At 62.5% G+C, this 23,225-nt stretch carries 24 protein-coding genes and 1 tRNA gene; 16 read left to right on the top strand and 9 right to left on the bottom strand.

Annotated features, from left to right (window positions below):
- Positions 1-62 precede the first annotated feature (62 nt).
- Positions 63-1,025 carry an alpha/beta hydrolase gene (locus LOY54_RS19930; RefSeq protein ID WP_093380483.1) on the bottom strand — a complete coding sequence of 321 codons (963 nt, stop codon included), beginning with the start codon at positions 1,023-1,025 and terminating at the stop codon, positions 63-65.
- A gap of 133 nt (positions 1,026-1,158) precedes the next feature.
- Here LOY54_RS19930 and aroC point away from each other — a divergent pair, with 133 nt between their 5' ends.
- The 3 genes from aroC to LOY54_RS19915 are packed head-to-tail and all read left to right on the top strand — an operon-like array spanning position 1,159 to position 3,957.
- The gene (gene aroC, locus LOY54_RS19925) at positions 1,159-2,250 is read left to right on the top strand and encodes a chorismate synthase (protein WP_045195301.1); all 1,092 of its coding nucleotides are present in this window, start codon (positions 1,159-1,161) and stop codon (positions 2,248-2,250) included.
- 38 nt (positions 2,251-2,288) lie between these two features.
- Positions 2,289-3,452 carry an MFS transporter gene (locus tag LOY54_RS19920; RefSeq protein ID WP_258607672.1) on the top strand — a complete coding sequence of 388 codons (1,164 nt, stop codon included), beginning with the start codon at positions 2,289-2,291 and terminating at the stop codon, positions 3,450-3,452.
- On the top strand, positions 3,439-3,957 hold the full coding sequence (locus tag LOY54_RS19915) for an acireductone dioxygenase (protein ID WP_195884783.1): 519 nt from the start codon (positions 3,439-3,441) through the stop codon (positions 3,955-3,957). The genes LOY54_RS19920 and LOY54_RS19915 overlap by 14 nt, the downstream gene beginning before the upstream one ends.
- 60 nt (positions 3,958-4,017) lie before the next feature.
- On the opposite strand, the gene LOY54_RS19910 is transcribed toward LOY54_RS19915, so the two are convergent.
- Positions 4,018-4,290 (bottom strand): DUF3509 domain-containing protein, encoded by a 273-nt coding sequence (locus tag LOY54_RS19910; protein WP_045195296.1) that lies wholly within the window; start codon positions 4,288-4,290, stop codon positions 4,018-4,020.
- A 274-nt stretch (positions 4,291-4,564) separates the two neighbouring features.
- On the opposite strand from LOY54_RS19910, the gene LOY54_RS19905 reads away from it, so the two are divergent.
- Positions 4,565-5,089 (top strand): ankyrin repeat domain-containing protein, encoded by a 525-nt coding sequence (locus LOY54_RS19905; RefSeq protein ID WP_045195295.1) that lies wholly within the window; start codon positions 4,565-4,567, stop codon positions 5,087-5,089.
- A 60-nt stretch (positions 5,090-5,149) separates the two neighbouring features.
- Positions 5,150-5,680 (top strand): hypothetical protein, encoded by a 531-nt coding sequence (locus LOY54_RS19900; RefSeq protein WP_045195293.1) that lies wholly within the window; start codon positions 5,150-5,152, stop codon positions 5,678-5,680.
- On the opposite strand, the gene LOY54_RS19895 is transcribed toward LOY54_RS19900, so the two are convergent.
- Entirely contained in the window at positions 5,677-6,618 is a 942-nt protein-coding gene (locus LOY54_RS19895) for a ZIP family metal transporter (RefSeq protein ID WP_258607670.1), read from the bottom strand. The two genes, LOY54_RS19900 and LOY54_RS19895, sit on opposite strands and share 4 nt — an antisense overlap.
- 128 nt (positions 6,619-6,746) lie before the next feature.
- Here LOY54_RS19895 and LOY54_RS19890 point away from each other — a divergent pair, with 128 nt between their 5' ends.
- On the top strand, positions 6,747-6,938 hold the full coding sequence (locus LOY54_RS19890; protein WP_045195289.1) for a PLDc N-terminal domain-containing protein: 192 nt from the start codon (positions 6,747-6,749) through the stop codon (positions 6,936-6,938).
- 13 nt (positions 6,939-6,951) lie between these two features.
- Here the strand turns inward: LOY54_RS19890 and LOY54_RS19885 are convergent, their stop codons facing one another.
- The gene (locus tag LOY54_RS19885; RefSeq protein WP_093380494.1) at positions 6,952-7,425 is read right to left on the bottom strand and encodes a methylated-DNA--[protein]-cysteine S-methyltransferase; all 474 of its coding nucleotides are present in this window, start codon (positions 7,423-7,425) and stop codon (positions 6,952-6,954) included.
- A gap of 184 nt (positions 7,426-7,609) precedes the next feature.
- Between LOY54_RS19885 and LOY54_RS19880 the strand changes: the two genes are divergently transcribed.
- From LOY54_RS19880 to LOY54_RS19850, 7 genes are all read left to right on the top strand, one after another.
- The gene (locus LOY54_RS19880) at positions 7,610-9,694 is read left to right on the top strand and encodes an LTA synthase family protein (protein WP_045195285.1); all 2,085 of its coding nucleotides are present in this window, start codon (positions 7,610-7,612) and stop codon (positions 9,692-9,694) included.
- A 128-nt stretch (positions 9,695-9,822) separates the two neighbouring features.
- Positions 9,823-11,157 carry a hypothetical protein gene (locus LOY54_RS19875; RefSeq protein ID WP_258607668.1) on the top strand — a complete coding sequence of 445 codons (1,335 nt, stop codon included), beginning with the start codon at positions 9,823-9,825 and terminating at the stop codon, positions 11,155-11,157.
- A gap of 74 nt (positions 11,158-11,231) precedes the next feature.
- Positions 11,232-11,468 (top strand): hypothetical protein, encoded by a 237-nt coding sequence (locus LOY54_RS19870; protein ID WP_258607666.1) that lies wholly within the window; start codon positions 11,232-11,234, stop codon positions 11,466-11,468.
- A 190-nt stretch (positions 11,469-11,658) separates the two neighbouring features.
- A complete protein-coding gene (locus LOY54_RS19865; RefSeq protein ID WP_010226349.1) occupies positions 11,659-11,991 on the top strand; it encodes a ribonuclease E inhibitor RraB in 333 nt (110 codons plus the stop codon).
- Between the two features lie 177 nt (positions 11,992-12,168).
- Positions 12,169-13,578, top strand: a complete 1,410-nt coding sequence (locus tag LOY54_RS19860) for a circularly permuted type 2 ATP-grasp protein (protein ID WP_258607665.1) — start codon at positions 12,169-12,171, stop codon at positions 13,576-13,578.
- A gap of 3 nt (positions 13,579-13,581) precedes the next feature.
- Positions 13,582-14,532, top strand: a complete 951-nt coding sequence (locus tag LOY54_RS19855) for an alpha-E domain-containing protein (RefSeq protein ID WP_045195278.1) — start codon at positions 13,582-13,584, stop codon at positions 14,530-14,532.
- Positions 14,529-15,326: a transglutaminase family protein gene (locus tag LOY54_RS19850; protein ID WP_258607664.1), complete on the top strand. Its 798-nt coding sequence runs from the start codon at positions 14,529-14,531 to the stop codon at positions 15,324-15,326. Before LOY54_RS19855 ends, LOY54_RS19850 begins: the two co-directional genes overlap by 4 nt.
- Before the next feature lie 3 nt (positions 15,327-15,329).
- On the opposite strand, the gene LOY54_RS19845 is transcribed toward LOY54_RS19850, so the two are convergent.
- On the bottom strand, positions 15,330-16,130 hold the full coding sequence (locus LOY54_RS19845; protein ID WP_258607662.1) for a cytochrome c: 801 nt from the start codon (positions 16,128-16,130) through the stop codon (positions 15,330-15,332).
- Between the two features lie 548 nt (positions 16,131-16,678).
- Between LOY54_RS19845 and LOY54_RS19840 the strand changes: the two genes are divergently transcribed.
- On the top strand, positions 16,679-17,407 hold the full coding sequence (locus tag LOY54_RS19840) for an amidotransferase (protein ID WP_258607660.1): 729 nt from the start codon (positions 16,679-16,681) through the stop codon (positions 17,405-17,407).
- A 9-nt stretch (positions 17,408-17,416) separates the two neighbouring features.
- Here the strand turns inward: LOY54_RS19840 and LOY54_RS19835 are convergent, their stop codons facing one another.
- The 3 genes from LOY54_RS19835 to LOY54_RS19825 all read right to left on the bottom strand — a co-directional run bounded on the left by LOY54_RS19835 (position 17,417) and on the right by LOY54_RS19825 (position 19,988).
- Complete coding sequence (locus LOY54_RS19835) at positions 17,417-18,388, bottom strand: magnesium and cobalt transport protein CorA (RefSeq protein ID WP_258607658.1); 972 nt, start codon at positions 18,386-18,388, stop codon at positions 17,417-17,419.
- A 65-nt stretch (positions 18,389-18,453) separates the two neighbouring features.
- Complete coding sequence (locus LOY54_RS19830; protein WP_045195267.1) at positions 18,454-19,176, bottom strand: 1-acyl-sn-glycerol-3-phosphate acyltransferase; 723 nt, start codon at positions 19,174-19,176, stop codon at positions 18,454-18,456.
- A gap of 122 nt (positions 19,177-19,298) precedes the next feature.
- On the bottom strand, positions 19,299-19,988 hold the full coding sequence (locus tag LOY54_RS19825) for a crotonase/enoyl-CoA hydratase family protein (RefSeq protein ID WP_045195264.1): 690 nt from the start codon (positions 19,986-19,988) through the stop codon (positions 19,299-19,301).
- 290 nt (positions 19,989-20,278) lie between these two features.
- Here LOY54_RS19825 and LOY54_RS19820 point away from each other — a divergent pair.
- Positions 20,279-20,368 (top strand) — tRNA-Ser (locus LOY54_RS19820).
- Between the two features lie 71 nt (positions 20,369-20,439).
- Complete coding sequence (locus tag LOY54_RS19815; protein WP_143013269.1) at positions 20,440-20,955, top strand: hypothetical protein; 516 nt, start codon at positions 20,440-20,442, stop codon at positions 20,953-20,955.
- Positions 20,956-21,000: 45 nt separating this feature from the next.
- On the opposite strand, the gene LOY54_RS19810 is transcribed toward LOY54_RS19815, so the two are convergent.
- Entirely contained in the window at positions 21,001-23,130 is a 2,130-nt protein-coding gene (locus LOY54_RS19810) for a TonB-dependent siderophore receptor (RefSeq protein WP_258607656.1), read from the bottom strand.
- Positions 23,131-23,225 lie beyond the last annotated feature (95 nt).

Genomic DNA, 23,225 nt, shown 5'->3' with positions numbered 1-23,225 from the left:
GCCAGCACCGCTTTATCGGCAGGATTGGCCTGGACTGGAGGCGTAATTTCTGCGAATTGGCCTCAGCTGGCGGGCAACCGCTGAATGAAGTCGACAACGCGCTGGCCAAGTTCGGCCGCTTGCGGCAGTTGCGGGTCAAGGTAGCTGTCGCGTTGCTGGCTGATTTCTTCGGGGGCGATGCGCAGCATGTGGTTCATGCCCTTGATCAACGCCAGTTCGGCATCCGGCTTGGCCGCCTTGAGGATCTCGGCGTTATCGACACCGACCTGGAAGTCATGGGTGCCCTGGATGATCAATGCCGGTACCTTGACCTTGGCGAAGGCCTCGGCCGGGTCCTGGCGGAACAGCGAAATCAGGTAGGGCTGCACGCTCGGGCGCAGGACGTCCTGCAGTGGCAGCGGCACGCGGGAAGAAGTCTTGCCGTTTTTCAAGCGGTCAAGGATGTCATGGGCACTGGCCATGTAGCGCCCCGGGATGCGGTCAAACATCTGCGCGCGCAGCGCCTTGTCGATCGGCCAGCCGCTGCCGGCAATGCTGATCACCGCGCTGGCGCCGCTGTGCTCGGCGGCAAGGCTGGCGATCAGCGCCCCTTCGCTGTGGCCAAGCAGAACCAGGCGGCCGAAGCGTGGGTCGGCCTTGATTTTCTGGCTCCAGGCCACCGCGTCGGCAACATAGCGTTCCACCGTCAGGTCACGCTCATCCGGCGTAGCAGCCAGGCTGGCGGCGACGCCGCGCTTGTCGTAACGCACGCTGGCGATATTGTTTTTCGCCAGGGTCAGGGCCAGTTGCTTGAGGTTGTCGGTATTGCCGCCGTAGGGGTTGTTACCGTCGCGATCGGTCGGCCCGGAGCCAGCAATGATCAGCACCACCGGTGGCGGCTGCTCGGTGCGCGGCAACAGCAGGCTGCCGTGCAGCACGCCGCTGCCGGTATCGAGGCTGAGCGGGCGCTGGAATACGACGGGGGCAGCAGCCTGGACCAGGCCACTGAACAGCAAGGCGATTACTGCAACAATACGCAACATCATCGGGCCACTATCGAGAGAGTGCGGTTTGGACCGGCGCGGGCGCAGAAGGTTCGCCGTCAGGGATGAACTGAATGGTTAGCCTGCGTATACTGGCGGCCTTGTTCAAATCTGGCTGATTCGCGGAGCGTCCTGCATGTCCGGCAATACCTACGGCAAGCTGTTCACTGTCACCACCGCTGGCGAAAGCCATGGTCCGGCGTTGGTCGCCATTGTCGATGGCTGCCCGCCGGGCCTGGAAATTTCCCTGGCCGACCTGCAGCACGACCTCGATCGGCGCAAGCCCGGCACCAGCCGCCACACCACCCAGCGCCAGGAAGCCGACGAAGTCGAAATCCTCTCGGGTGTGTTCGAAGGCCGCACCACCGGTTGCTCGATCGGCTTGCTGATTCGCAACACCGACCAGAAGTCCAAGGACTACTCGGCGATCAAGGACCTGTTCCGCCCGGCCCACGCCGACTACACCTACCACCACAAGTACGGTGAGCGCGACTACCGCGGCGGTGGCCGCAGCTCGGCGCGCGAAACCGCCATGCGCGTGGCCGCCGGCGCCATCGCCAAGAAGTACCTGGCCAGCCAGGGTATTCGCATTCGCGGCTACATGAGCCAGCTCGGCCCGATCGAAATCCCTTTCAAGACCTGGGATTCGGTGGAGCAGAACGCCTTCTTCAGCCCCGACCCGGACAAAGTCCCTGAGCTTGAGGCCTACATGGACCAGCTGCGCCGTGACCAGGATTCGGTCGGGGCAAAGATCACCGTGGTCGCCGAAGGTGTCATGCCGGGCCTGGGCGAGCCGATCTTCGATCGCCTGGACGCCGAGCTTGCCCATGCGTTGATGAGCATCAACGCAGTCAAGGGCGTGGAGATCGGCGCAGGTTTTGCCAGCGTCGCCCAGCGCGGCACCGAACACCGTGACGAGCTGACCCCAGAGGGTTTTCTCAGCAACAACGCCGGCGGCATTCTTGGCGGTATTTCCTCCGGCCAGCCGATCGTTGCCCACCTGGCCCTCAAGCCGACGTCGAGCATCACCACCCCGGGCCGCTCCATCGACGTCGATGGCAACCCGGTCGAGGTCATCACCAAGGGCCGTCACGACCCGTGCGTGGGTATCCGCGCCACGCCGATCGCCGAAGCGATGATGGCCATCGTGCTGATGGACCACCTGCTGCGCCATCGCGGGCAGAACGCCGAGGTACGCGTGAACACCCCGGTACTGGGCCAGCTGTAATGCCCGCCTCGGCCAATCGCGCTGCGGCTCGCTGAGCCGTGGCGGCGATTCCCTACTGGCGGCTGTCCAGCTTCTACCTGTTCTACTTCGCCTTGCTTGGTTCGACCGCGCCGTTTCTGGCGTTGTATTTCGATCATCTGGGTTTTTCCAGCGCGCGCATCGGCGAGCTGGTCGCCATTCCCATGCTGATGCGTTGCGTGGCCCCCAACCTGTGGGGCTGGCTGGGTGACCGCAGTGGCCAGCGCCTGCTGATCGTGCGCCTGGGGGCGTTGTCGACCCTGGCGACCTTTTCGCTGATCTTCTTCGCCAAGAGCTACGCCTGGCTGGCGCTGGTAATGGCCCTGCATGCGTTCTTCTGGCATGCGGTATTGCCGCAGTTTGAAGTCATCACCCTAGCCCATCTGCAGGGGCAGACCGCGCGTTACAGCCAGATCCGCCTGTGGGGGTCGATCGGCTTCATCCTCACCGTAGTCGGGCTTGGCCGCTTGTTCGACTGGCTGAGCCTGGACATCTACCCGCTGGCGCTGGTGATTATCATGGCCGGTATCGTCCTGGCCAGCCTCTGGGTGCCCAATGCCCAGCCGCCGGGGCAGAATGAGCGGGCCAGCGGCGGCGGCTTTCTCAAGCAACTGGCCAGCCCCGGGGTTGCCGCGTTTTACCTGTGCGTGGCGCTGATGCAACTGAGCCACGGCCCGTACTACACCTTCCTGACTCTGCACCTTGAGCACCTGGGCTACAGCCGTGGCACCATCGGCATGCTCTGGGCGCTGGGGGTGGTGGCCGAGGTGCTGATGTTCCTGGCCATGAGCTGGATTCTGGCGCGGGTATCGCTGCGCCGGGTGCTGCTGGCCAGCTTTGCCCTGGCGGCAGTGCGTTGGGCGTTGCTCGGCAATTTTGCCGAACATTTGGGCGTACTGTTGCTCGCCCAGCTCTTGCATGCGGCCACCTTTGGCAGTTTTCACGCGGCCGCCATCGCCTTCGTGCAACGCAGCTTCGCGGCCCGCCAGCAAGGTCAGGGGCAGGCGTTATATGCCGCACTGGCCGGCACTGGCGGCGCCTTGGGCGCCCTGTATTCGGGTTACAGCTGGAACCTGCTGGGGCCGGCTACCACCTTTAGTATTGCCAGCATCGCAGCCCTGGCTGCAGCCGTTATCATTGCGCTTCGAATGAAAGAGGATAGTTGCCCCGATGAGCAGCCTTAGCGTGTATCACCAGTCCACCCCGGACACCCCAAACAAGGTACTGACTCACCTGGAGGACATCGCCGCGACCCTGCAAGAGCAGGGCGTGCGTTTTGCCCGTTGGCAGGCTGGCGCGCCGATTCAGGCGGGCGCCAGCGACCAGCAACTGATCGGCGCTTATCAAGCCAGTATCGATGCGCTAAAAGCCGAGACCGGTTACGCCCGTGTCGAGGTAAGCCGCGAAGCGGATACCAGCCTGCGCGATGAGCACACCTGTGGCGAAGAGCGACTGCACTTTTTTGCCGCCGGGCGCGGGCTGGTCAGCCTGCGGATCGAGGACTACATCTATGCGGTGTTGTGCGAGAAGGGCGATTTGATCGGCGTGCCGGCAGGGGTTCGGCACTGGTTCGACATGGGCGAGGAGCCGCGGTTCGTGGCGATCCGGGTGTTCAACCGGCCGGAAGGTGGGCTTGTACGGTTTACTGGCGATTCGATTGCCAAGATGTTCCCGCGGCTTGACGACTGATAAACGCCATCACGGGGCAAGCCCGCTCCTACAGGTAGGAGCGGGCTTGCCCCCGCGAAGTTACCGATAAGTCGGCAAGGCAAACCGCTGCTGGCTTTGCAGCATCGAAATCACCGGCAGCTCACTGGCCTGTTCAGCCAGGTCGCGGCGAATCGCACTGATCGCCCACGACAGTTGTTCGGCGCTATGCAGCTGGGCATAAGAAATCGAGCGCTTGGTCTGGGTACCGTCGGCTGCCCGCAGGGTCAGCAGAATTCCGCCATCGGGGCGCGCCTGGGTGGTGACATCGTAGGCGGAGAATACCGAGGCAAATTTTTCCTGGATGAGGTCCATATCAGCTCCTGACTGTTAGTGGCAGACATGGAGTGACAGGTGCAGCGACTGTGCCAGCTTTTTGATTTTATAAAATCCTTATAAATCAATGGCTTAAGATTTAGTTGGGAAAGGTGTGCCGTGCATTCTGCATGGTCGTGCATTTTGCACAGTGCATTTTGCAGTATCGCCTTGGCCAATAGATTTCTTCTGTCATGGCCATGACTTATCCACCGTTGACCCGCCGCGCTCCCTGCTCAAGACTTGGGCCTTTCCGATAGCCAGGAGGTTCCCCATGTCTGACCAACGCAGGCCAACGCCGATGAACGACGACGAGGCGGCAGCGTTTGCCGAAGAGGTCTTCGACCGGGCGCGCAAGGGCGACGCGGTGATACTCGGGCGCTTGCTGGAAAACGGCTTGCCAGTGAACCTGCGCAATGGCAATGGCGACACCTTGCTGATGCTTGCCAGCTACCACGGGCACCTGGATGCCGTGGCGGTACTGCTCGAGCACGGCGCCGACCCGCAGATCGCCAATGACAAGGGCCAGTTGCCGATTGCCGGCGCGGCCTTCAAGGGTAACCTGGAGATGGTCCAGTTGCTGGTGGACAAGGGCGCCGAGGTCGATGGCGCGTCCGCCGATGGACGCACCGCGCTGATGATGGCGGCGATGTTCAACCGCACGGTGATTGTCGACTACCTGCTGGCCCAGGGCGCCAACCCGCGCCATCGCGACGCTCGTGGCACCGATGCCCTGGGCGCGGCGCAAACCATGGGCGCGCCCGAGACCACCGAGCAGTTGCTCAAGCTGCTCGGCTAACCCCACGGGGCCTTTTGCGGCTATCCTTGGCGACTTTTTTCAGCGTCGCAGGGCCCCTTCATGAAACTCCAACTGGCCGAACTCATCGGCAAAATCAGCGCTGGCTGCATGGGCGAGGACGAAGTCGCGCGTATCGCCGACGAAGCCGCCCAGGCCTATGCCGACCCGCAGGCGTTTCTCGCCGCCAACCCGGACATCAACTACGACGACAGTTTCCCTATCCCGCTGGGTGAGTGGATTGTCGTCGGCAGCCTGCCCGACACCGTGTTGTTCCAGGCTGATAGCTATCAGGATCTGTTCCAGCAGATCACCGACTCTTTCGACAAGAGCGTGCCGTTCAACCTCAAGCCCAAGCAACTGGCCAAAGTCGAGGCGCTGACCGCGCTTAACCGCATCCAGGTGCAGATGGGGGCGATGAACAAGGAAGCCGGCGGCTATGTGCTGATGAACTTCAGCCAGTTGCTCGATGACGAGCTGCAGATGGTGCTGGTCGGCAACGACGACCTGCCGCGGGTGCTGGAGCTGTGTGCCGAAGTCGGCATCGCCGCAGCGCCGGCCCTGGAAGCGCTGCGGGTGGCCGTGCACGTTTAACCCAGGGCGGTGTCGAGGAACATCATCACCGCAAAACCGCCCATCAGGCCCAGGGTTGCCGAGGTCTGGTGGCCGTTGCGGTGGGTTTCCGGAATCACTTCGTGGGACACCACGAAAATCATCGCCCCGGCTGCCAGGCCCATGCTCACCGGGTAGGCAATGGCAAAGCCGGTGGAAATACCCAGGCCGATCACTGCGCCAATGGGCTCCATCAAACCAGAACCGATGGCCACCAGCGCCGCCTTGAAGGTCGAGAGACCGGTGGCGCGCAGTGCCAGCGCCACGGCCAAACCTTCGGGAATGTCCTGGATGGCGATGGCGCTGGTCAGCGGCAGGCCGACATTAAGGTCACCGTTGGCAAAGCTGACGCCGATGGCCATGCCCTCGGGCAGGTTGTGCAGGGTGATGGCCAGGACGAACAGCCACACCCGGTTGATCCGCTCCGCCTGTGGGCCGCAAGGGCCGGTACTTTCGTGCTCATGCGGGGTGAAGCGGTCAAGGCCGAGCATCAGCAAGACCCCCAGACCCATGCCGACCACCACCGTCAGTGCCGCGTACGGGCCGTTGCCGGTGATCTCCCGCGCGGCGTCGAGGCCCGGCAGAATCAGTGAGAAGGAGCTGGCGGCGAGCATCATCCCGGCGGCAAAGCCGAGCATCACATCCTGGGTGCGCGCGCTGACCTCGCGCAGCACCACTGCCATGACTGCGCCAAGGGCGGTGGCGGCAAATCCGGCGAGGCCGCCGAGTATGGCCATGTGCAGGTTTTGCTGGTGGTCGCCATGCACAGCATTCCACGCGCTGGCGACCAGCAGGCCGAGCACCGCCAGCAAGCTCAGGCCCAAGCCTGCGCTGAGCCACGGGCTGCTTTGTGCCTGTTGCATCCAGGCACTCCACAAGGGGACGGGAGCGGGGCTGCTGTGACTGTGGGCGGGTGGCATAGGAACCTCTCTGGCGCAATTCAATCAATCGAGTGTAACCAGCGCTGCCTGGGCGCGGCGAACGATTCGCCTCTATGGGCCTGATAGCCAGCTATCCTGAGGGCAGACGCGACCAAGGGAGCAACACCATGGGTTCTACCTTCAATAGCCTGGTTGGGCTGATCATCCTTGCCCTGGACATCTGGGCGATCATCAATGTGATCAAAAGCGGTGCCAGCGGGGGTGCCAAGATTCTCTGGATCCTGCTGATTCTGCTGCTGCCGGTGCTGGGCCTGATTATCTGGGCGATAGCCGGGCCGCGGGGCAATGTGCGGCTGTAGCCCGAGATAATCTTCAGATCAGCCAGGTCCCCTCCAGTTCCAACAGGATCTGCTTGCGCTCGATCCCGCCGGCAAAGCCGGTGAGGGTGCCATTGCTGCCGATCACCCGGTGACAGGGGATGATGATGGCAATCGGGTTGGCGCCATTGGCGGTGCCCACAGCCCGTACCGACCTGGGGTTGCCGATGGCCTGGGCAAGTTCGCCGTAGCTGCAGGTGGTGCCGTAGGGAATGCGCTGCAGGGCCTGCCAAACCTCGCGCTGGAACGGTGTGCCGCGGGGCGCCACACGCACCTCGAAGGTCTCGCGCTTGCGCGCGAAATACTCGTCCAGTTGGCGCGCCACGTCGTCCAGCTGGTTGCTGGCCGGCAGCCAGTCCGCGGCCAGTTCCCAGGGCTGGGCGGCGTCCATGTGCAGCAGGCGCAGGCCCTGTTCATCGCCTGCCAGCAGCAGCGGGCCTAGCGGGCTTGGTAGGTAGCGAAAAAACATGGGGTAATGATCTCCCTGCGGATAACCCTGATTCTATTACGAAATTTTCACAAACGATTGCCGACAATTTGCGCGCGCAATTATCCGTTCGCCGAATGACCGTGCAACGCGCTCGCGTTTAGGGCACATTTGCCGATTCGTTTTACCGCCTTCCTCGAACCTGAACCCTAGGATCTTCCAATTCATGGCTAACACGGACGCCTTGAGTCAACAGCGGGCTGCGTCGCGCCCGTTGCAACCGACGCTGAAATCGCATCTGGCCTACACCCTGCTGTGCGGGCTGGTGATCATGCTGATGCTCAGCCTGGTCCGCCTCGCGTTGCTGGTCTACAACAGCGACATGATCGGCGACACGCCGACCTCGACCGTAGCCGAGGGTTTCCTCAATGGCCTGCGGTTCGACCTGCGGGTTGTGGTGTACCTGAGCATCCCGCTGCTGCTGGCGATCCTCAGTGCCCGCGCCATGGCTGCCCGCGGCCTGTTCCGGGCCTGGCTGACCATCGCCTCGAGCATCGTCATGTTCCTCGGTCTGATGGAGATGGACTTCTATCGCGAGTTCCACCAGCGCCTCAACGGCCTGGTGTTCCAGTACGTCAAGGAAGACCCGAAAACCGTGCTGAGCATGCTCTGGTATGGTTTCCCGGTGGTGCGCTACCTGCTGGCCTGGGCTTTTGGCACCTGGCTGCTGAGCCTGTTGTTCAAGGGCATCGACCGCCTGACCCGGCCTGCTGGCGGGTATGAAAGCCAGGTAGCCGGCACGCGCAGCGTTGCGCCCTGGTACGTGCGCGGCGTGGTGTTCTTCATGGTCTTGCTGGTAGCGGTCATCGCCGCTCGCGGTACCCTGCGCCAGGGCCCGCCGATGCGTTGGGGTGATGCCTTCACCACCGACTCGAACTTCGTCAACCAGCTGGGCCTGAACGGCACCCTGACCCTGATCGACGCGGCCAAGAGCCGTTTCGGCGAAGACCGCGCCAACATCTGGAAGTCGACCATCGAGCAAGGTCTGGCGACCCAGACCGTGCGCGACATGCTGCTGACCGCCAACGACAAGCTGGTCGATGCCGACAGCGCCGCCGTGCGCCGTGACTTCACCCCGCCGGCGGACAACACCCTGCCAATCAAGAACGTCGTGGTGATCCTCATGGAGAGCTTCGCCGGTCATTCGGTTGGCGCCCTGGGCAGCCCGAACAACATCACCCCGTACTTCGACAAACTGGCGAAAGAGGGCCTGCTGTTCGACCGCTTCTTCTCCAACGGCACCCATACCCACCAGGGCATGTTCGCCACCATGGCCTGCTACCCGAACCTGCCGGGCTTCGAATACCTGATGCAAACCCCGGAAGGTGGCCACAAGCTGTCCGGCCTGCCGGCGCTGCTCAGTGCTCGTGACTACGATGACGTCTACGTCTACAACGGTGACTTTGCCTGGGACAACCAGTCCGGTTTCTTCGGCAACCAAGGCATGACCACCTTCATTGGCCGTAACGACTTCGTCAATCCGGTGTTCTCCGACCCGACTTGGGGTGTGTCCGACCAGGACATGTTCGACCGTGGTAACGAAGAGCTGGCCAAGCACGATGGCAAGAAGCCGATCTACGCGCTGCTGCAGACCCTGTCCAACCACACGCCGTATGCGCTGCCCAAGGATCTGCCGGTCGAGAAGGTTACCGGCCAGGGCCGCCTGGACGAGCACCTGACTGCCATGCGCTACTCCGACTGGGCCCTGGGCCAGTTCTTCGAGAAAGCGCGCAAGGAGCCTTACTTCAAGGAAACCCTGTTCGTCATTGTCGGCGACCATGGCTTCGGCAACCACCAGCAGGTCACCGAGCTCGACCTCGGGCGCTTCAACGTGCCGCTGCTGCTGATCGCCCCGGGTATCCAGGAGAAGTTCGGTGCGGTCAACCACACCGTGGGTACCCAGATCGACATCGTGCCGACCATCATGGGCCGCCTGGGCGGCGAAACCCGTCACCAGTGCTGGGGCCGTGACCTGCTCAACCTGCCAGCCGGTGACCAGGGCTTCGGCATGATCAAGCCATCGGGCAGCGAGCAGATCGTCGGGCTGGTCAAGGGCGACCGGATCCTGATCGAGTCCAAGGACATGTCGCCACGCATGTACCGCTACGAGCTGGGCGCCAACTTCAAGGCCGAGCTGATCGAAGCCCCGGACCAGACCGAGCTGACCCACAAGCTTGAGTCGTTCATCCAGACCGCGACCAAGAGCCTGCTGGATAACACCGCGGGTGTAGTGCACGGCACCCCGGAATAACGACGTTGCTGGTGCTGTAAACAGGACCCCGGCTTGCCGGGGTCTTGGCTTTCTGGGTCATGGATGCTCAAATCGCGCGCTTGAGGAAGCGGGGGCTGCAACGGCGCCCATCAAAAAAGGATTTTTGCGTGCGCGTGTTCGTATTGTTTGCCGGCCTGTGCCATTCACTGTTGGCGCTGGCCGATGTTGCACCGGCGGATTACCAGACGCCCCCCGGCTGGCGTACCGAATGCATGGGCCGGGTGCAGTTCGATGTGCCCAAGGACATTGCCTGGCACACTTCCAGTGGCTACTGGCAGTACTACAATTTCGAGCTCCCCACTCCCACAATCACCCCTGGGGACAAGCAGATTGCCTACGGCGAAGGGTTGACCGGCGAGCTGCCCTTTCTGGTCGACATTGAGGTCAGCCCGTTGACCACCCGTGCACTCTACGAACAGATCCGCTATGTGCAGGGCCTCACCCGTGGCCCGGCGCAGGAGCGGGTGGTGAAGGCGCAGATGGAGGCGCTGGATGTCGCCATCTCTGCGAGCCGTGACGACGAAACGCGCTACAGGGCCCTGAGTGATAAGTACTACGACTTGCGTGAAAAGCTCCAGCGCATAGGCTATGTGACTTCGCAACTGGTGGTGCTTGACGACATGATCAAGCAATTTACTGGCGAGGGGCGGTCGGTGGCGAAGCTGCAGGTCGAGCGCGATGCTTTCTTCGAGGAGCAGGCGCAATGGCCGACCGATGTAGAGTACGAGCATGAGCGCTTTATCGAGCTGGGTGTGCCGGACGCCTCTGCAAACTGGTATGAAGGCAATCTGACTGCCTACCTGTGGCGCGATCAACGCATCTACCGATTCAAATTCTACAGTGGCGCCAATACCGCGACAGACACCGCGGCGCTGGCCCGGCTGGAGCCCAGGGCGCGCGCAGTGCTGGCCGCGTTCCGCATCCGCAAGCAATACGAAATTCCCCAGGACAACGGCTTCTGTGTGCCCTTCGGCTTCATTGCCGATGATGGCACGCCGCGCCATGCCATCACCTTGGGCCTCAACCCCGCAGACAACCCGAACCTGTTGCACCGCCTGGGCATGAGCAGTGACAGTGACAAGGCCGTCGAGATGGTGCCGATGCTGCTGGATCGACTGATTGCCAACCCGTTTCCGCTGCAGATCAGCGTCGATAAGTTCGGGCCCTCAAGCGTGCGGATCGGCGCCGCCAAGGGCAGGTTCGGCGGTGCACGCTTTCGCGTCTATGAGCCTGACAGTTTGAAGCCGGCGGCCACAGAAACGTTCAGGATGGTCGCCGGCGCCTTGGGCTCCGGCTACCAGCCCACTGTGGTGCTGGGAGTGACCGATGAACACTCCGAGCCGCCGCTGCAGTTCGAGCCTTCCAGGGACGATTTTCTACGCACGCTGCAAAGCATACGCGCGCTGCCAGGCGCTCATCGCTTCGAGCCGCAAGAAGACTGAACAACCACCGCTGTATCGAGGTCAACGGAAGGTAAGCCCGATTCACCCTGAACATCTGTACAGAGGAGAGTCCAATGAAAGCATGGGTCATTACCTTCGTTGACCAGAAGGGCGAGCGTACCTCGCTGCCGCTCAGCGCAGAGCTTGAGCCGAGTACCGAAGAGGCGGCGCGGCTGATTCGCTCCCATTTGTATCCGGTCCTGGGCGAGCTGGACCTCAATGATTTCCAGGACCGCGAAACCTCGCCAACGGCCAAATGGCTGAAGGAGCAGAACGGGGTGGAGATCACTGCCATCACTGAAGGGCCTTGAACCCGCATGCCGGCTGGCACGCTGGGCAATCAGGCGCTACGCTGCAGACAAGGTCGGGCGATTTTTTCTGATTGTCCGGGCTTGCCGATCCACGTCACGCAACAGCTCGAATTGCCCCCGCACGGCTTGTGTGGCGGGCAGGTGCGTTTTGCACTGAAAGTCTATCCATCGGTAATGAGGAGGACGATTCATGAGCAGCCAATACGAGGACATCAGCAGCACGGTCTTGCGTCGGATGAAAGAAGGGGGGTTCAACTTCGCGCAGATTCATCCCATCGAGTTTTATGCGGTCTTTCCGGACGAGGCACGGGCGCGGCGAGCGGCAGGTAAGTTTCGCGGCGAATCACTCAGTGCCCAGGTCCACGAGCGCGATGATGGCGCCTGGCACCTGGAGCTGAGCAAGGTGATGTTTGCAACCTATGGCGGTATCGGCGAATTCGAACAGGATTTCGAGGCGGTGATCGCCCCGCTGGGCGGAGAAATAGAAGGCTGGGGCGTCAAGCAGGAACGTCAACTGGCTTGACCGGCAAGCAAGCGCGGCGCTTCGCAATGAGGCGCCGCCGTCAAAGCGAGCGCAGCGGTTGCACAGATCTGGTGCGACCGCTCTTCGTTTAAAACGCAACATACTGAATAACAAGGAATTGTGCCGCTGGCACGGGGCTTGCGATGGCTCCGGTGCACGGGTGACAAGGAGTTCGGCATGATCCGCACCTTTTATGACGAAATGTACGCCGCTGACGGCCAGGTCCGTCCGCACTACCGGGAATTTGCCCGCTGGCTGGCCGAAACCCCGCCAGAGCTGCTGGCCCAGCGTCGACGTGAAGCCGACCTGCTGTTTCACCGCGCCGGCATCACCTTCACCCTCTATGGCGACGAGCAGGGCACCGAGCGCCTGATTCCCTTCGATACCATCCCGCGCAGCATCCCGGCCAGCGAATGGCGGGTGGTCGAGCGGGGCTGCATTCAGCGGGTCAAGGCGCTGAACCTGTTTCTAGCCGACCTGTACCACGACCAGCGCATTATTCGCGCCGGGATCATTCCGGCCGAGCAGGTGCTGGCCAACGAGCAGTACCAACTGGCGATGCAGGGCCTGGACCTGCACCGCGACATCTATTCGCACATTTCCGGGGTCGACCTGGTGCGCGACAGTGATGGCAGTTACTACGTGCTCGAAGACAACCTGCGCACCCCCAGCGGCGTCAGCTACATGCTCGAAGACCGCAAGATGATGATGCGCCTGTTCCCCGAGCTGTTCGCGGCCCAGCGCATCGCGCCGATCGATCATTACCCCAACCTGTTGCTCGATACCCTCAAGAGCTCAAGCCCGCTGGACAATCCCAGCGTGGTGGTATTGACGCCCGGGCGTTTCAACAGCGCCTTCTTCGAGCACGCCTTCCTCGCCCGCGAGATGGGTGTCGAGCTTGTCGAGGGCGCCGATTTGTTCGTGCGTGACGAGCGGGTATTCATGCGCACCACCGACGGCCCCAAGGCGGTCGATGTGATCTACCGGCGCCTGGACGATGCCTTCCTCGACCCGCTGGCCTTCAACCCCGATTCGATGCTCGGTGTGCCCGGGCTGCTGGCGGCTTATCGCTGCGGCAACGTGGTGCTGGCCAATGCCATTGGCACCGGGGTGGCCGACGACAAGTCGATTTACCCCTATGTCACCGACATGATCCGCTTCTACCTCGACGAGGAGCCGATCCTCAAGAACGTGCCGACCTGGCAGTGCCGCAAGCCTGAAGAACTGTCCCACGTGCTGGCGCACCTGCCGCAGCTGGTGGTCAAGGAAACCCAGGGTTCCGGCGGCTACGGCATGCTGGTCGGGCCGGCGGCCAGCCGTGCCGAGATCGAGGCGTTCGCCGCCCGGATCAAGGCCCGGCCAGCGGCCTATATCGCCCAGCCGACGCTGTCGCTGTCGACCTGCCCGACCTTTGTCGAAAACGGCATCGCCCCGCGGCATATCGACCTGCGCCCGTTCGTGCTGTCCGGGCGCGAGACCCGGGTGGTGCCAGGCGGCCTGACCCGGGTCGCGCTGCGCGAGGGCTCGCTGGTGGTCAACTCGTCCCAGGGCGGCGGTACCAAGGACACCTGGGTGGTCGAGGATTAAGTCATGCTGAGTAGAACTGCCTCTGATTTGTACTGGATGTCGCGTTACCTGGAACGGGCGGAAAACCTCGCGCGGATGCTCGATGTCAGTTATTCGCTGTCGCTGATGCCGCAAGACGGGCGCGGCGACGGTCTGGATGAAATGGCCATGCCGCTGCTGATCACCGGTACCCTCGACGACTACCTCGAGCGCCATGGCCAGCTGCATGCCGAACGCCTGCTGCACTTCTTCGCCCTCGACCCGGAAAACCCGGCGAGCATTTACAGCTGCCTGGGTGCCGCGCGGGCCAGTGCCCATGCGGTACGTGGGCGGATCACCGCCGACATGTGGGAAAACATCAACGCCACCTGGCTGGAAATTCGTGGCATCGCCGAGCAAGGCCTGGGCCGCTATGGCATGAGCCGTTTCTGTGAGTGGATCAAGGAACGCTCGCACCTGTTCCGTGGCGCCACTTACGGCACCATCATGCGCAACGACGCCTTTCGCTTCATCCGCCTGGGCACCTTCATCGAGCGCGCCGACAACACCCTGCGCCTGCTCGATGCCCGCTACGAGATGCTTGGCGACGAGGCCGAGGCGGTCAGCGACAGCTCGGCGCGCGGTTATTACCAATGGAGCGCCTTGCTGCGCGCGCTGTCGTCATTCGAGGCCTACACCGAGATCTACCGTGATGCACCGGCCGCTCGCCATGTTGCCGAGTTGCTGCTGTTGCGCGCCGACGTGCCGCGCTCGCTGCGTGCCTGCACCGAGGAAATCGACCTGATCCTCGCCAGCCTGCCCGGTGGCAACGGCCGCCCGGCCCAGCGCCTGGCCGCCGAGGTGGACGCGCGCCTGCGCTACACCTCGATCGATGAAATCCTTGCCGAGGGCCTGCACCCCTGGCTGACCCATTACATCCCGCTGGTGCGTGAACTGGGCAACGCCATTCACAGCGCCTACCTGGAGGCCGTATGAGACTGACCATTAGCCACGAAACCGCCTACCACTACGAAGACCAGGTGCGTGCCAGCATCCAGTACCTGCGCCTGACTCCGCACGACAGCGAGCGTCAACAGGTGCTCAGTTGGCAACTGGACCTGCCGCGGCCGGTGCGCGCGCAACTGGACCCGTTCGGCAACATCCTGCATGTGCTGAGCCTGGAAGAGCCGCATTCGGACCTGGTCATCGGCGCCCGTGGCCTGGTCGACATTGATGAAAGCCGCGAGGCCGAGCACGAGTTGCAATCGCCGCTGCCGTTCCTGCGCTTCACCCGCCTGACCGAAGCTGACGAAGCCTTGCGTGCCTTCGCCAGCCAGCAATGCCGCAAGCGCCGTGACCGCTCGGCGTTGATCGAACTGATGAATGCCCTGAACCAGCGCATGGCCTACCGGCCCGGCAGCACCGCCGTGGATACCAGCGCCGCCCAGGCGTTTGCCGGCGGCGCCGGGGTGTGTCAGGACCACACCCATGCCTTCCTGGCCTGCGCGCGCAGCCTGGGCATCCCGGCGCGCTATGTGTCCGGCTACCTGTTCGACAGCGACAGCCAGCAGATGGCCAGCCACGCCTGGGCCGAAGCCTGGCTGGAGGATGCCTGGTACAGCTTCGATGTCACCAACCAACTGGCCCGGCCTGAACGCCACCTGAAACTGGCGGTGGGCCTGGACTACCTGGATGCCTGCCCGGTGCGCGGCATGCGCCGCGGTGGTGGTTTCGAGCAGATGCACGCCAAGGTGCTGGTGACCCCGACCCTCAACGCCCAGCAGCAGTGAGCCTCAGGGTTTGCGCGTGGCCATGTGGGCCAGGTACGCGAGCAGCGCATCCAGCTCGCTATCGCTGATGACCGCTGCGGCAAACCCGGGCATTTTTGCCTGGGGCCACTGGCGCAGGCTTTGCGGGTCACGGATGTAACGCCGGAGGAAGTCGGCCTGGAAGTACTCGGTCGGGTTGTGCGGCAGGTTCAGGTCCGGGCCGAACTGGGCGTCCCCAGCGCCATTGAGACGATGGCAGGCCAGGCAGTTCTTCTGGAACACGGCAAAGCCCTGGTTGACCGGGTCGTCGGCGCTAATGCCTGGCGCCGGGCGCATGGCCGGGAAACGCTCGGCCACTGCCGCCAGGCGGCGAATGCTGGCGACCTGGAAAGGCCATTGCTCAGGGCTGATGCGCCCGGCTTGCGGGTCGGTCCAGACCAGGTAAAACGGCCCGGCACCGGGCTTGCCCTTGGCCAGTGCCGGCCAGGGTCTGGCCGGGTCTTCAATGGCCAGCCAGGCCCGCGCAGGGCCGTCCTTGAGCAAAGGCGCGGCGGGCATCTCGGCGGCGAAACCGTCCAGGGCAATGGCTTGCAGGTGATCATCGGCCTGCACTCCCTGTAGGAGCACAGCCAGTGGTACCGCGCGGTAATGCATGGTTCGCTTGTAGGAAACGTCGTTTTCAATCTGGATATCCTGCGCCAGCGGATGCGCCAGCAACTCGGCGCTCTGCCAGTGGCGGCTGCCGTTGCCCAGGTCGAGGGTCAACTGCGCCGCCTGCAGGGGCAGGCACAGCAGGGCGAGCAACAAGCTGAAACAGTGGCGCATGGGCAGTCTCCAACCATCAGGGTCGGCAGATTACCTGCACACAACCGGCTTGTGCCAGGCACAAACCGCGGGAAGAGGGCATGCCGCTCAGCCGAACAGGCGTGAAAGGTTCGGCAGGATCAACAGCAGCGTAGTGGCGAAGAGAATGAGCCCGGCTTGACGTACTTTGTGTTGTTTGAACATGGCTGACCGCCTTTTTGTTGTTATTCCTGAGTGCCCAGAGGCTTCCTTGTCGTCGATCTGGCGAACATCATTTAACGTGGTGAAACATTAAGTCGCGAACCGTTGCTAATGGGTATACAGCTAACCTTAGGGTCAACGTCACCCGTGTTTTAGAACGCTTTAATCTGTACTTATTGCACTTCAGATGTTTTTCGCTATGAGGCCTTTGGCCATCCACCAGCATTCCCCTTGCTAGACGCCTGCGCCACATCGGCAAGTGGATCCCAACCTCATGACCGTTCGTCCGAGCATCATACTTGCCTGCGCGCCTTATTCGGGGCAGGCTTTACGGGGCAATCCCGCCTTTGTCGTTCAGGACTATCTCTATGTCGCTACGCATCTGCATCCTGGAAACCGACGTCCTGCGACCGGAGCTGGTCGAGCAGTATCAGGGCTACGGACGGATGTTCGAGCAGCTGTTTACCCGCCAGCCCATCGCCGCCGAGTTTTGCGTCTACAACGTGTTGAGAGGCGAATACCCCGATGATGATGAGGTGTTCGATGCCTACCTGGTTACAGGCAGCAAGGCCGACTCGTTCGGTGATGATCCGTGGATTCACAAGCTCAAGGCGTTCCTGCTGGAGCGCTATCAGCGTGGCGACAAACTGCTTGGCGTGTGTTTTGGTCATCAACTGCTGGCGCTGCTGCTGGGCGGCAAGAGCGAGCGCGCGCACCAAGGCTGGGGGGTGGGTACCCACCGCTATGTGATGAACGCCAAGGCGCCGTGGATGAGCCCACAGGTCGAAGAGCTGACCTTGCTGATCAGCCATCAGGACCAGGTCACCCGCCTGCCGGAGAACGCCACGGTGATTGCCTCCAGCGACTTCTGCCCGAACGCCGCCTATCACATCGGCGACCAGGTGCTGTGCTTTCAGGGCCACCCGGAGTTCATCCACGACTATTCGCGGGCGCTGCTCGAGCTGCGCCAGGACAGCCTCGGCCAGGAGGTCTACCGCAAGGGCATCGACAGTCTGGCGCAGCAGCACCAGGGCAGTACGGTGGCTGAATGGATGATGCGCTTCGTCGCGCACAAGCCCCAGGGCAGTTCGGCCTGAGGCCTGCCGTTACAGCCAGCCGGAGCGCTTGAAGCTGGCGTACAGCGCCGTGCAGCCCACGGCGATCCCGCCCAGCACGGCAAAGTAGCCGTAGTGCCAGCTCAGCTCCGGCATGTTCTGAAAGTTCATCCCGTAGATCCCCGCCACGGCGGTGGGGAAGGCCAGGATCGCCGCCCAGGCGGCGAACTTGCGCTGCACGATGCTCTGGCGTGACGACTCCAGCAGCATGCCGATTTCGATGGTCTGGCTGGCGATGTCGCGAATCCCTGCCAGGTCCTCCATCTGCCGGGTGACGTGGATCTGCACATCACGAAAGTACGGGCGCATGTTCTTGTCGATGAACGGGAAGGTCAGACGCTGCAGTTCTTCGCTGACCTCGACCATCGGCGCCACATAGCGGCGCAGGCGCAGGATGTCGCGGCGCAGGCTGTGGATGCGCTGGATGTCTTCTTCCTTGAGCGAGCCGCTGAGCACGCTGCGCTCAAGCTCCTCGATCTCGCCATGAATGGCTTCGCTGACCGGCTGGTAGTTCTCGGTGACGAAGTCGAGCAGGGCGTAGAGCACGAAGTCTTCGCCATGCTCGAGCAGCAGCGGCCGGGCCTCACAGCGCTGGCGCACCAGGGCGTAGGATTTCGAGTGGCCGTTGCGGGCGGTGATGATGTAGCCGTTGCCGGCAAAGATGTGGGTTTCGATGAACTCCAGCTTGCCTTCATGGCGCACTGGCGAATAAGTGACGATGAACAGCGCATCGCCGAAGGTCTCGAGCTTGGGCCGGCTGTGCTTTTCCAGCGCGTCCTCGATGGCCAGCTCATGGAGGTTGAACTGGCGTTGCAGGTTGGCCAGTTCCTGGGCGTTGGGCTCTTCCAGGCCGATCCAGACAAAATGCCCGGGTTTGCTTGCCCACTGGCTGCCTTCATTGAGGCTGATATTGGTGACTTTTCTGCCGGCGCTGTACACCGCCGCCGCAACGACTCGACCCATAGTTGTCCGCTTCTTCTGTTAACCGTGCCAGTAGCTTGGTATGACCGGCACGATTCGGCAACCGTTCACGCCTGGGTCAGTTCACTTTCCATGCGATCGATGCAGTGTTGCATCTGCAGGCGGCACTGTTCGGCCAGGGCCGGCACATCCTGCTGGGTCAGGCCGCTGGTGGCGATCGGCGCCAGCGAACGGATGATGACCTTGCTTCGCCGCCAGCCGTTGAGCTTCAGGCGGCTGGCATAGCGGCTGACGCACACCGGCACGATCGGCACACCGGCTTCCACGGCCATGTGGAAGGCACCCTTTTTGAAGGTGATCAGATGCTCGCCGGCATTGCGTGTGCCTTCGGGGAACACCCAGATCGAGGTGTCGTCTTCGCTCAGGGTGCGGGTGGTGGTCTGCATGGCCCGCCGCGCCTGGTAGGCATTGCCGCGATCGACCAGCACGTTGCCGCCCAGCCAGAACAACTGGCCGAACAGCGGGATCCATTTCAGGCTCTTCTTGCCGATGCACACGGTGCGCGGCGGCACCACATGGCCGAGCACGAACAAGTCGTAGTTGGACTGGTGGTTGGCGATGATCACGCAGCCCGGCGGCTGGTCGAACAGCGGGCCGACCTCGGCCTTGATCTCAAGGCGCATCAGCCAGGTGGCGGGCAGCCCGTAAAGGCGTGCACAAATTCGGCTGTTGTCCGGGTTGAACGGTCGGCACAGGCCGACCAGCACACCAAGAACACCGGCCAGGAGAAAATGCAGCCCCAACAGGAACATGCGGATTATAAAAAGCATTCGTACGACTCACACCAGGCAAACGCGGCGCAGTGTACGGGTGTGCACTTCTATCGGCAAACGCTCATTGGGCGGGACAGGCCTGATTACACAATTAGTTGCAATCAGGCCTTGGTAGGGGGTCAGCCGAGGTGTTCCTGGTCGCGGATGATCGCGTCGTCGAGCAGCTCCAGCAGAGCTTTGCGCACCTTGAGCTTGGTGTGCTTGTGGGCGTTCATGTTGATCTTCTTCAACTGCCGGGCGGCAGTCAGCGCAGCTTCCTGAAGTTGCTCGACCGGCACGACCTTGTCGAGGAAACCGGCGTCCACGGCGCTGACCGGGTCGAACATCTCGGCATTGATCACCGAGCGGTGGAATGCTGCACGGCGCAGTCGATCGCGGGCCAGTTCAATACCGGCGTGGTGCATGGTCATGCCGATCTGCACTTCATTAAGGCCAATGCTGAACGGGCCTTCGACACCGATGCGGTAGTCGGCCGAGAGCAGCAGGAAAGCGCCCTTGGCCACCGCGTGGCCCGGGCAGGCGACGATGATCGGGAACGGGTGCGAAAGCATGCGCCGGGCCAGGGTCGAGCCTGCGGTGACCAGGCTGACGGCTTCTTTAGGGCCTGCGGTCATGACTTTGAGGTCATAGCCGCCGGACAGAATGCCGGGCTGGCCGGTGATGATTACCACCGCGCGGTCCTGCACGGCCTGGTCGAGAGCGGCATTGAAGGCCTTGATGACGTCAGGCGAGATGGCGTTGACCTTGCCGTTGTTCAGGGTCAGGGTGGCAATGCCGTCTTCGAGGTGGTAGGTAATCAGCTCACTCATGACAGAGTTCCTTAAAGGGGAGTGGGGCAGACGTTACTCAGGCAAGTGCCCGAGGTAAAGCGCTGTGACTGACTGACCGGTCAGCTTGACGGCCCGTTCGCTCGTGCTGACGGGAGTAGGTGAATCGGCGCTGTCAAAGCACGCCAGAGAATGGCGGCTTTGCCCTGTGTACCGTGGTTTTTTGCTTGAATGGCTTAAGCGCATGAATATTCTGAAAAAAACCTTTGCCATCAGAACCTCTTTCGACTACATTAGCGCGCCTCGACAGGCTGAACTGCTTGAAGAGAAACGGTGAAGTGTCCGAGTGGCTGAAGGAGCACGCCTGGAAAGTGTGTATACAGGAAACTGTATCAAGGGTTCGAATCCCTTCTTCACCGCCATATCTAGAAAAGCCCCCGACCTGAACAAGGTCGGGGGCTTTTTGTTTTGCCCATGAAAAAGGATGTTTCAGATGCTCAAAGAATGTTTTACCAAGGCGCAGATCCTCGCCGCCGAACAATTGCTGACCTTGGTCAGCCCGTCGGCGGCAATGGCCAGCCAGCATGTCCAGGCCCTGCGCGAGGTCGAGCTGGATGAAGACGACATCGAGGAATTCGAGGACGATCCGCAGCAACTGATGTACATCGTCAAGGACGTGGCGGACTGGGAGTCGGTGTTCTTTGTCGACTGGAAAGACACCGAGTCTTTTGTGCAGAGCGTGCAGCAGCTGGCCGAGGCACGGGATGCCGACGTTACGTTCGGCGTTGAGGACGCGGAAGATGAAGACTTCCTCGAAGGCACCACGGTGCCCGAACTGATGGTCACCGCACACGACGAACTGCACAAGCAGGGCCTGGTGCTGTGGAACTGGTCTACCGATGGTGACTGCTACAGCGGTTTCATTACCACCAGGGACGTGGCGACGCAGCTGGTGGCGTTGGGCAAAGTGCTGGAAGTAGAAATCCGCGAGGGTAGCGAGCCGTTCTGACGGCGGTGTCTTCATCGCGGGTCAAGTCGACCCGCGATGAGCCCCTCAGAAGCTCACAGACGCCGAAACCCGTGCAGTGCGCGGCGCCCCCTGAAACAGATAACCATCCCCCAGGTACTCCCCGGCATCGCGCCAGTAGCGTTTGTCGAAGACGTTATCCACCATCAGCCGCAGCACCGTGTCGTAACCACCAATCCTGGTGCTGTAACGGCTGCCCAGGTCAAACACCGCATAGCTGCCGACCTCAACCGTTCCAGCCTGATTGGCGTACTTGCTGGCGCTGTAGCGCGCACCGCCGAGCAGGGCCAGGCCCGGGATCGGCAGGCTGTAGTCGGCCTGCACCGCAGCGCGCAAGTTCGGTACGTTGAGCGCCTGATGGTCTTCGTAGTCCGCCGTGCCGCTGTTTTTGACCCGCGCGCGAATTGCCGCAGCACTGGCGTTGATCTGCAGGTTGGAGGTCAGCCAGCCGCTGGCGCCCAGCTCCAGGCCGATGTTTTTTTGCTGGCCTTGCTGCACATAGGTGAAACCACCGGCACCGTCAGGTTGTGAATACTGATAGGCCTGGCGCAGCTGGAACAGCGCGGCGCTCAGGCTCAGGCGTTGCCAGTCGCGCTTGATGCCGACTTCCAGTTGATGGGACAGGGTCGGCGCAAGAATCTCGGCACCGTTACTAGCGAACCACGGCGCAGTACCGCCGGAAGACAGGCCCTTGCTATAGCTGGTGTACAGGGCGATGTCCGGGCGCGGCTTGTAGATCAGCGCGGCATTGGGCAACAGTTGGTAGTCGCGGGTGTGGCGGCCTGAGTTGCCATCTTCGCCGAAGGTTTTTTCATCCAGGCGCACCAGGCGTGCGCCCAGCACGGTCTGCCAGTGCTCATTGAAACTGATGCGGTCGCTGGCGAATATCCCGTATTGGCGGCTGTCGAGTCTGCGGGTGCTGTGGCCAGGGGTTTTTTCAGACGGCTCCAGCGCCGGCGTTTGTTGATAGATGTTGCCGCTGCCGATCCACTCGTTGAAATAGGGGCGCTGATCGAGGGTTCGACGCTGAGCGCTGCTACCGATGGTCAGCTCGTGGCCAACGCCCAGGCTGTCGAAGCGGCCATTGAGCGCCACTTGAGCCTCATCGGTGCGTCGGGTGTCGTCGGGGCTGCGGTAGTCATAAATGTCATAGTCGCCTGCCTCGCTGAAGTAGGCGCCTTCACTCGACCCCCAGGCAAACGAACTGTAGTCATCGATCACCACCTTGCTGCGCGAGGCGCTGACGCTGCCGGTCCAGTTGTCACTGAAGCGATATTCGAAGCGCCCGCCAAGGTTCAGCGAGTCGATGCTCACCGGGTTGGCCCAGTGCTGATAGGCCAGGCGGTCATGCGGGTCGATGCCGTGGGGCAGGCTGTTGCCGCCGAGCAACTGGTAGCCCGGCACCGAACGCTGCTCGCGCTGCTGGTATTCGGCATCCAGCTGCAGCACGGCGTCGGGGTTGATCTGCCAGTCGAAGGCCAGCGAGGCGAAGTCGCGCTTGCCGTCGGCGTGGTCGACGTAGCTGCGGATGTCCTCATGCGCCAGGTTGGCGCGCAGGCCGAACTGACGCTCGCTGCCGAACCAGCCGCCGAGGTCGGTGGCCAGGTAGCGCTCGCCTTGTTCGTTGCTTGAAACCGTCACCGAGCGCACATCCTCCGGGCGCTTGGTCACGTAGTTGATCAGGCCACCGGGTTCCGACACGCCGCTTTGCAAGCCCGACAGGCCCTTGAGCAACTCGACCTGTTGCTTGTTCTCCAGCGCCACGTTCTGCTCGCCGGCGATGGTCTGGCCGTTGATCTTGTAGCTGCTGGCGGCGTTGAGCTCGAAGCCGCGCACGTTGAAGTTTTCGTAGTATCCGATCGGCGCATAGCTTTCACCCACCGAGGCATCGCTTTGCAGCACTTCACTGAGCTTGCGCACCTGGCGGTCGGCCAGCAGTTGCTCGTTGAACACTGCAATCGAGGCCGGCGTATCGAGCAGTGGCGCCGGCTGGAAACCGCCGACCGCGGCTTCGCGGGCCTGGTACCCCTCGCTATAGACCTGCGACACCTGCAGCGGGGCCAGGGTGATGCTGTCCTCGGCCAGGCTGTGTGTAGCCGGCAGGGCCAGGCTCAGGCCGAGCAGGCGCAAGGGCAGGCGAGGGCGAGGCAGGGTCATGCAGGAGCTCCTTGAAAACGAACGCGAACGCGCCGTTATCGATCGGCTGCTGTCCGGCAGGGCGTATTTGCCCGATAGGCGATGAGGGGCGCGAG

The sequence above is a fragment of the Pseudomonas sp. B21-032 genome, from assembly GCF_024748965.1.
Classification (GTDB): Bacteria; Pseudomonadota; Gammaproteobacteria; order Pseudomonadales; family Pseudomonadaceae; genus Aquipseudomonas.
Note: the sequence above shows the minus strand (reverse complement) of the source record. Positions and strands in the feature narration are given on the sequence as shown.

What these genes read in the sequence shown, in the direction of transcription:
- LOY54_RS19930 (WP_093380483.1), bottom strand. Translation starts at nt 1,025, where the DNA reads ATGATGTTGCGTATTGTTGCAGTAATCGCCTTGCTGTTCAGTGGCCTG.
- aroC (WP_045195301.1), top strand. Translation starts at nt 1,159, where the DNA reads ATGTCCGGCAATACCTACGGCAAGCTGTTCACTGTCACCACCGCTGGC.
- LOY54_RS19915 (WP_195884783.1), top strand. Translation starts at nt 3,439, where the DNA reads ATGAGCAGCCTTAGCGTGTATCACCAGTCCACCCCGGACACCCCAAAC.
- LOY54_RS19910 (WP_045195296.1), bottom strand. Translation starts at nt 4,290, where the DNA reads ATGGACCTCATCCAGGAAAAATTTGCCTCGGTATTCTCCGCCTACGAT.
- LOY54_RS19905 (WP_045195295.1), top strand. Translation starts at nt 4,565, where the DNA reads ATGTCTGACCAACGCAGGCCAACGCCGATGAACGACGACGAGGCGGCA.
- LOY54_RS19900 (WP_045195293.1), top strand. Translation starts at nt 5,150, where the DNA reads ATGAAACTCCAACTGGCCGAACTCATCGGCAAAATCAGCGCTGGCTGC.
- LOY54_RS19895 (WP_258607670.1), bottom strand. Translation starts at nt 6,618, where the DNA reads ATGCCACCCGCCCACAGTCACAGCAGCCCCGCTCCCGTCCCCTTGTGG.
- LOY54_RS19890 (WP_045195289.1), top strand. Translation starts at nt 6,747, where the DNA reads ATGGGTTCTACCTTCAATAGCCTGGTTGGGCTGATCATCCTTGCCCTG.
- LOY54_RS19885 (WP_093380494.1), bottom strand. Translation starts at nt 7,425, where the DNA reads ATGTTTTTTCGCTACCTACCAAGCCCGCTAGGCCCGCTGCTGCTGGCA.
- LOY54_RS19880 (WP_045195285.1), top strand. Translation starts at nt 7,610, where the DNA reads ATGGCTAACACGGACGCCTTGAGTCAACAGCGGGCTGCGTCGCGCCCG.
- LOY54_RS19870 (WP_258607666.1), top strand. Translation starts at nt 11,232, where the DNA reads ATGAAAGCATGGGTCATTACCTTCGTTGACCAGAAGGGCGAGCGTACC.
- LOY54_RS19865 (WP_010226349.1), top strand. Translation starts at nt 11,659, where the DNA reads ATGAGCAGCCAATACGAGGACATCAGCAGCACGGTCTTGCGTCGGATG.
- LOY54_RS19860 (WP_258607665.1), top strand. Translation starts at nt 12,169, where the DNA reads ATGATCCGCACCTTTTATGACGAAATGTACGCCGCTGACGGCCAGGTC.
- LOY54_RS19855 (WP_045195278.1), top strand. Translation starts at nt 13,582, where the DNA reads ATGCTGAGTAGAACTGCCTCTGATTTGTACTGGATGTCGCGTTACCTG.
- LOY54_RS19850 (WP_258607664.1), top strand. Translation starts at nt 14,529, where the DNA reads ATGAGACTGACCATTAGCCACGAAACCGCCTACCACTACGAAGACCAG.
- LOY54_RS19845 (WP_258607662.1), bottom strand. Translation starts at nt 16,130, where the DNA reads ATGCGCCACTGTTTCAGCTTGTTGCTCGCCCTGCTGTGCCTGCCCCTG.
- LOY54_RS19840 (WP_258607660.1), top strand. Translation starts at nt 16,679, where the DNA reads ATGTCGCTACGCATCTGCATCCTGGAAACCGACGTCCTGCGACCGGAG.
- LOY54_RS19835 (WP_258607658.1), bottom strand. Translation starts at nt 18,388, where the DNA reads ATGGGTCGAGTCGTTGCGGCGGCGGTGTACAGCGCCGGCAGAAAAGTC.
- LOY54_RS19830 (WP_045195267.1), bottom strand. Translation starts at nt 19,176, where the DNA reads ATGCTTTTTATAATCCGCATGTTCCTGTTGGGGCTGCATTTTCTCCTG.
- LOY54_RS19825 (WP_045195264.1), bottom strand. Translation starts at nt 19,988, where the DNA reads ATGAGTGAGCTGATTACCTACCACCTCGAAGACGGCATTGCCACCCTG.
- LOY54_RS19815 (WP_143013269.1), top strand. Translation starts at nt 20,440, where the DNA reads ATGCTCAAAGAATGTTTTACCAAGGCGCAGATCCTCGCCGCCGAACAA.
- LOY54_RS19810 (WP_258607656.1), bottom strand. Translation starts at nt 23,130, where the DNA reads ATGACCCTGCCTCGCCCTCGCCTGCCCTTGCGCCTGCTCGGCCTGAGC.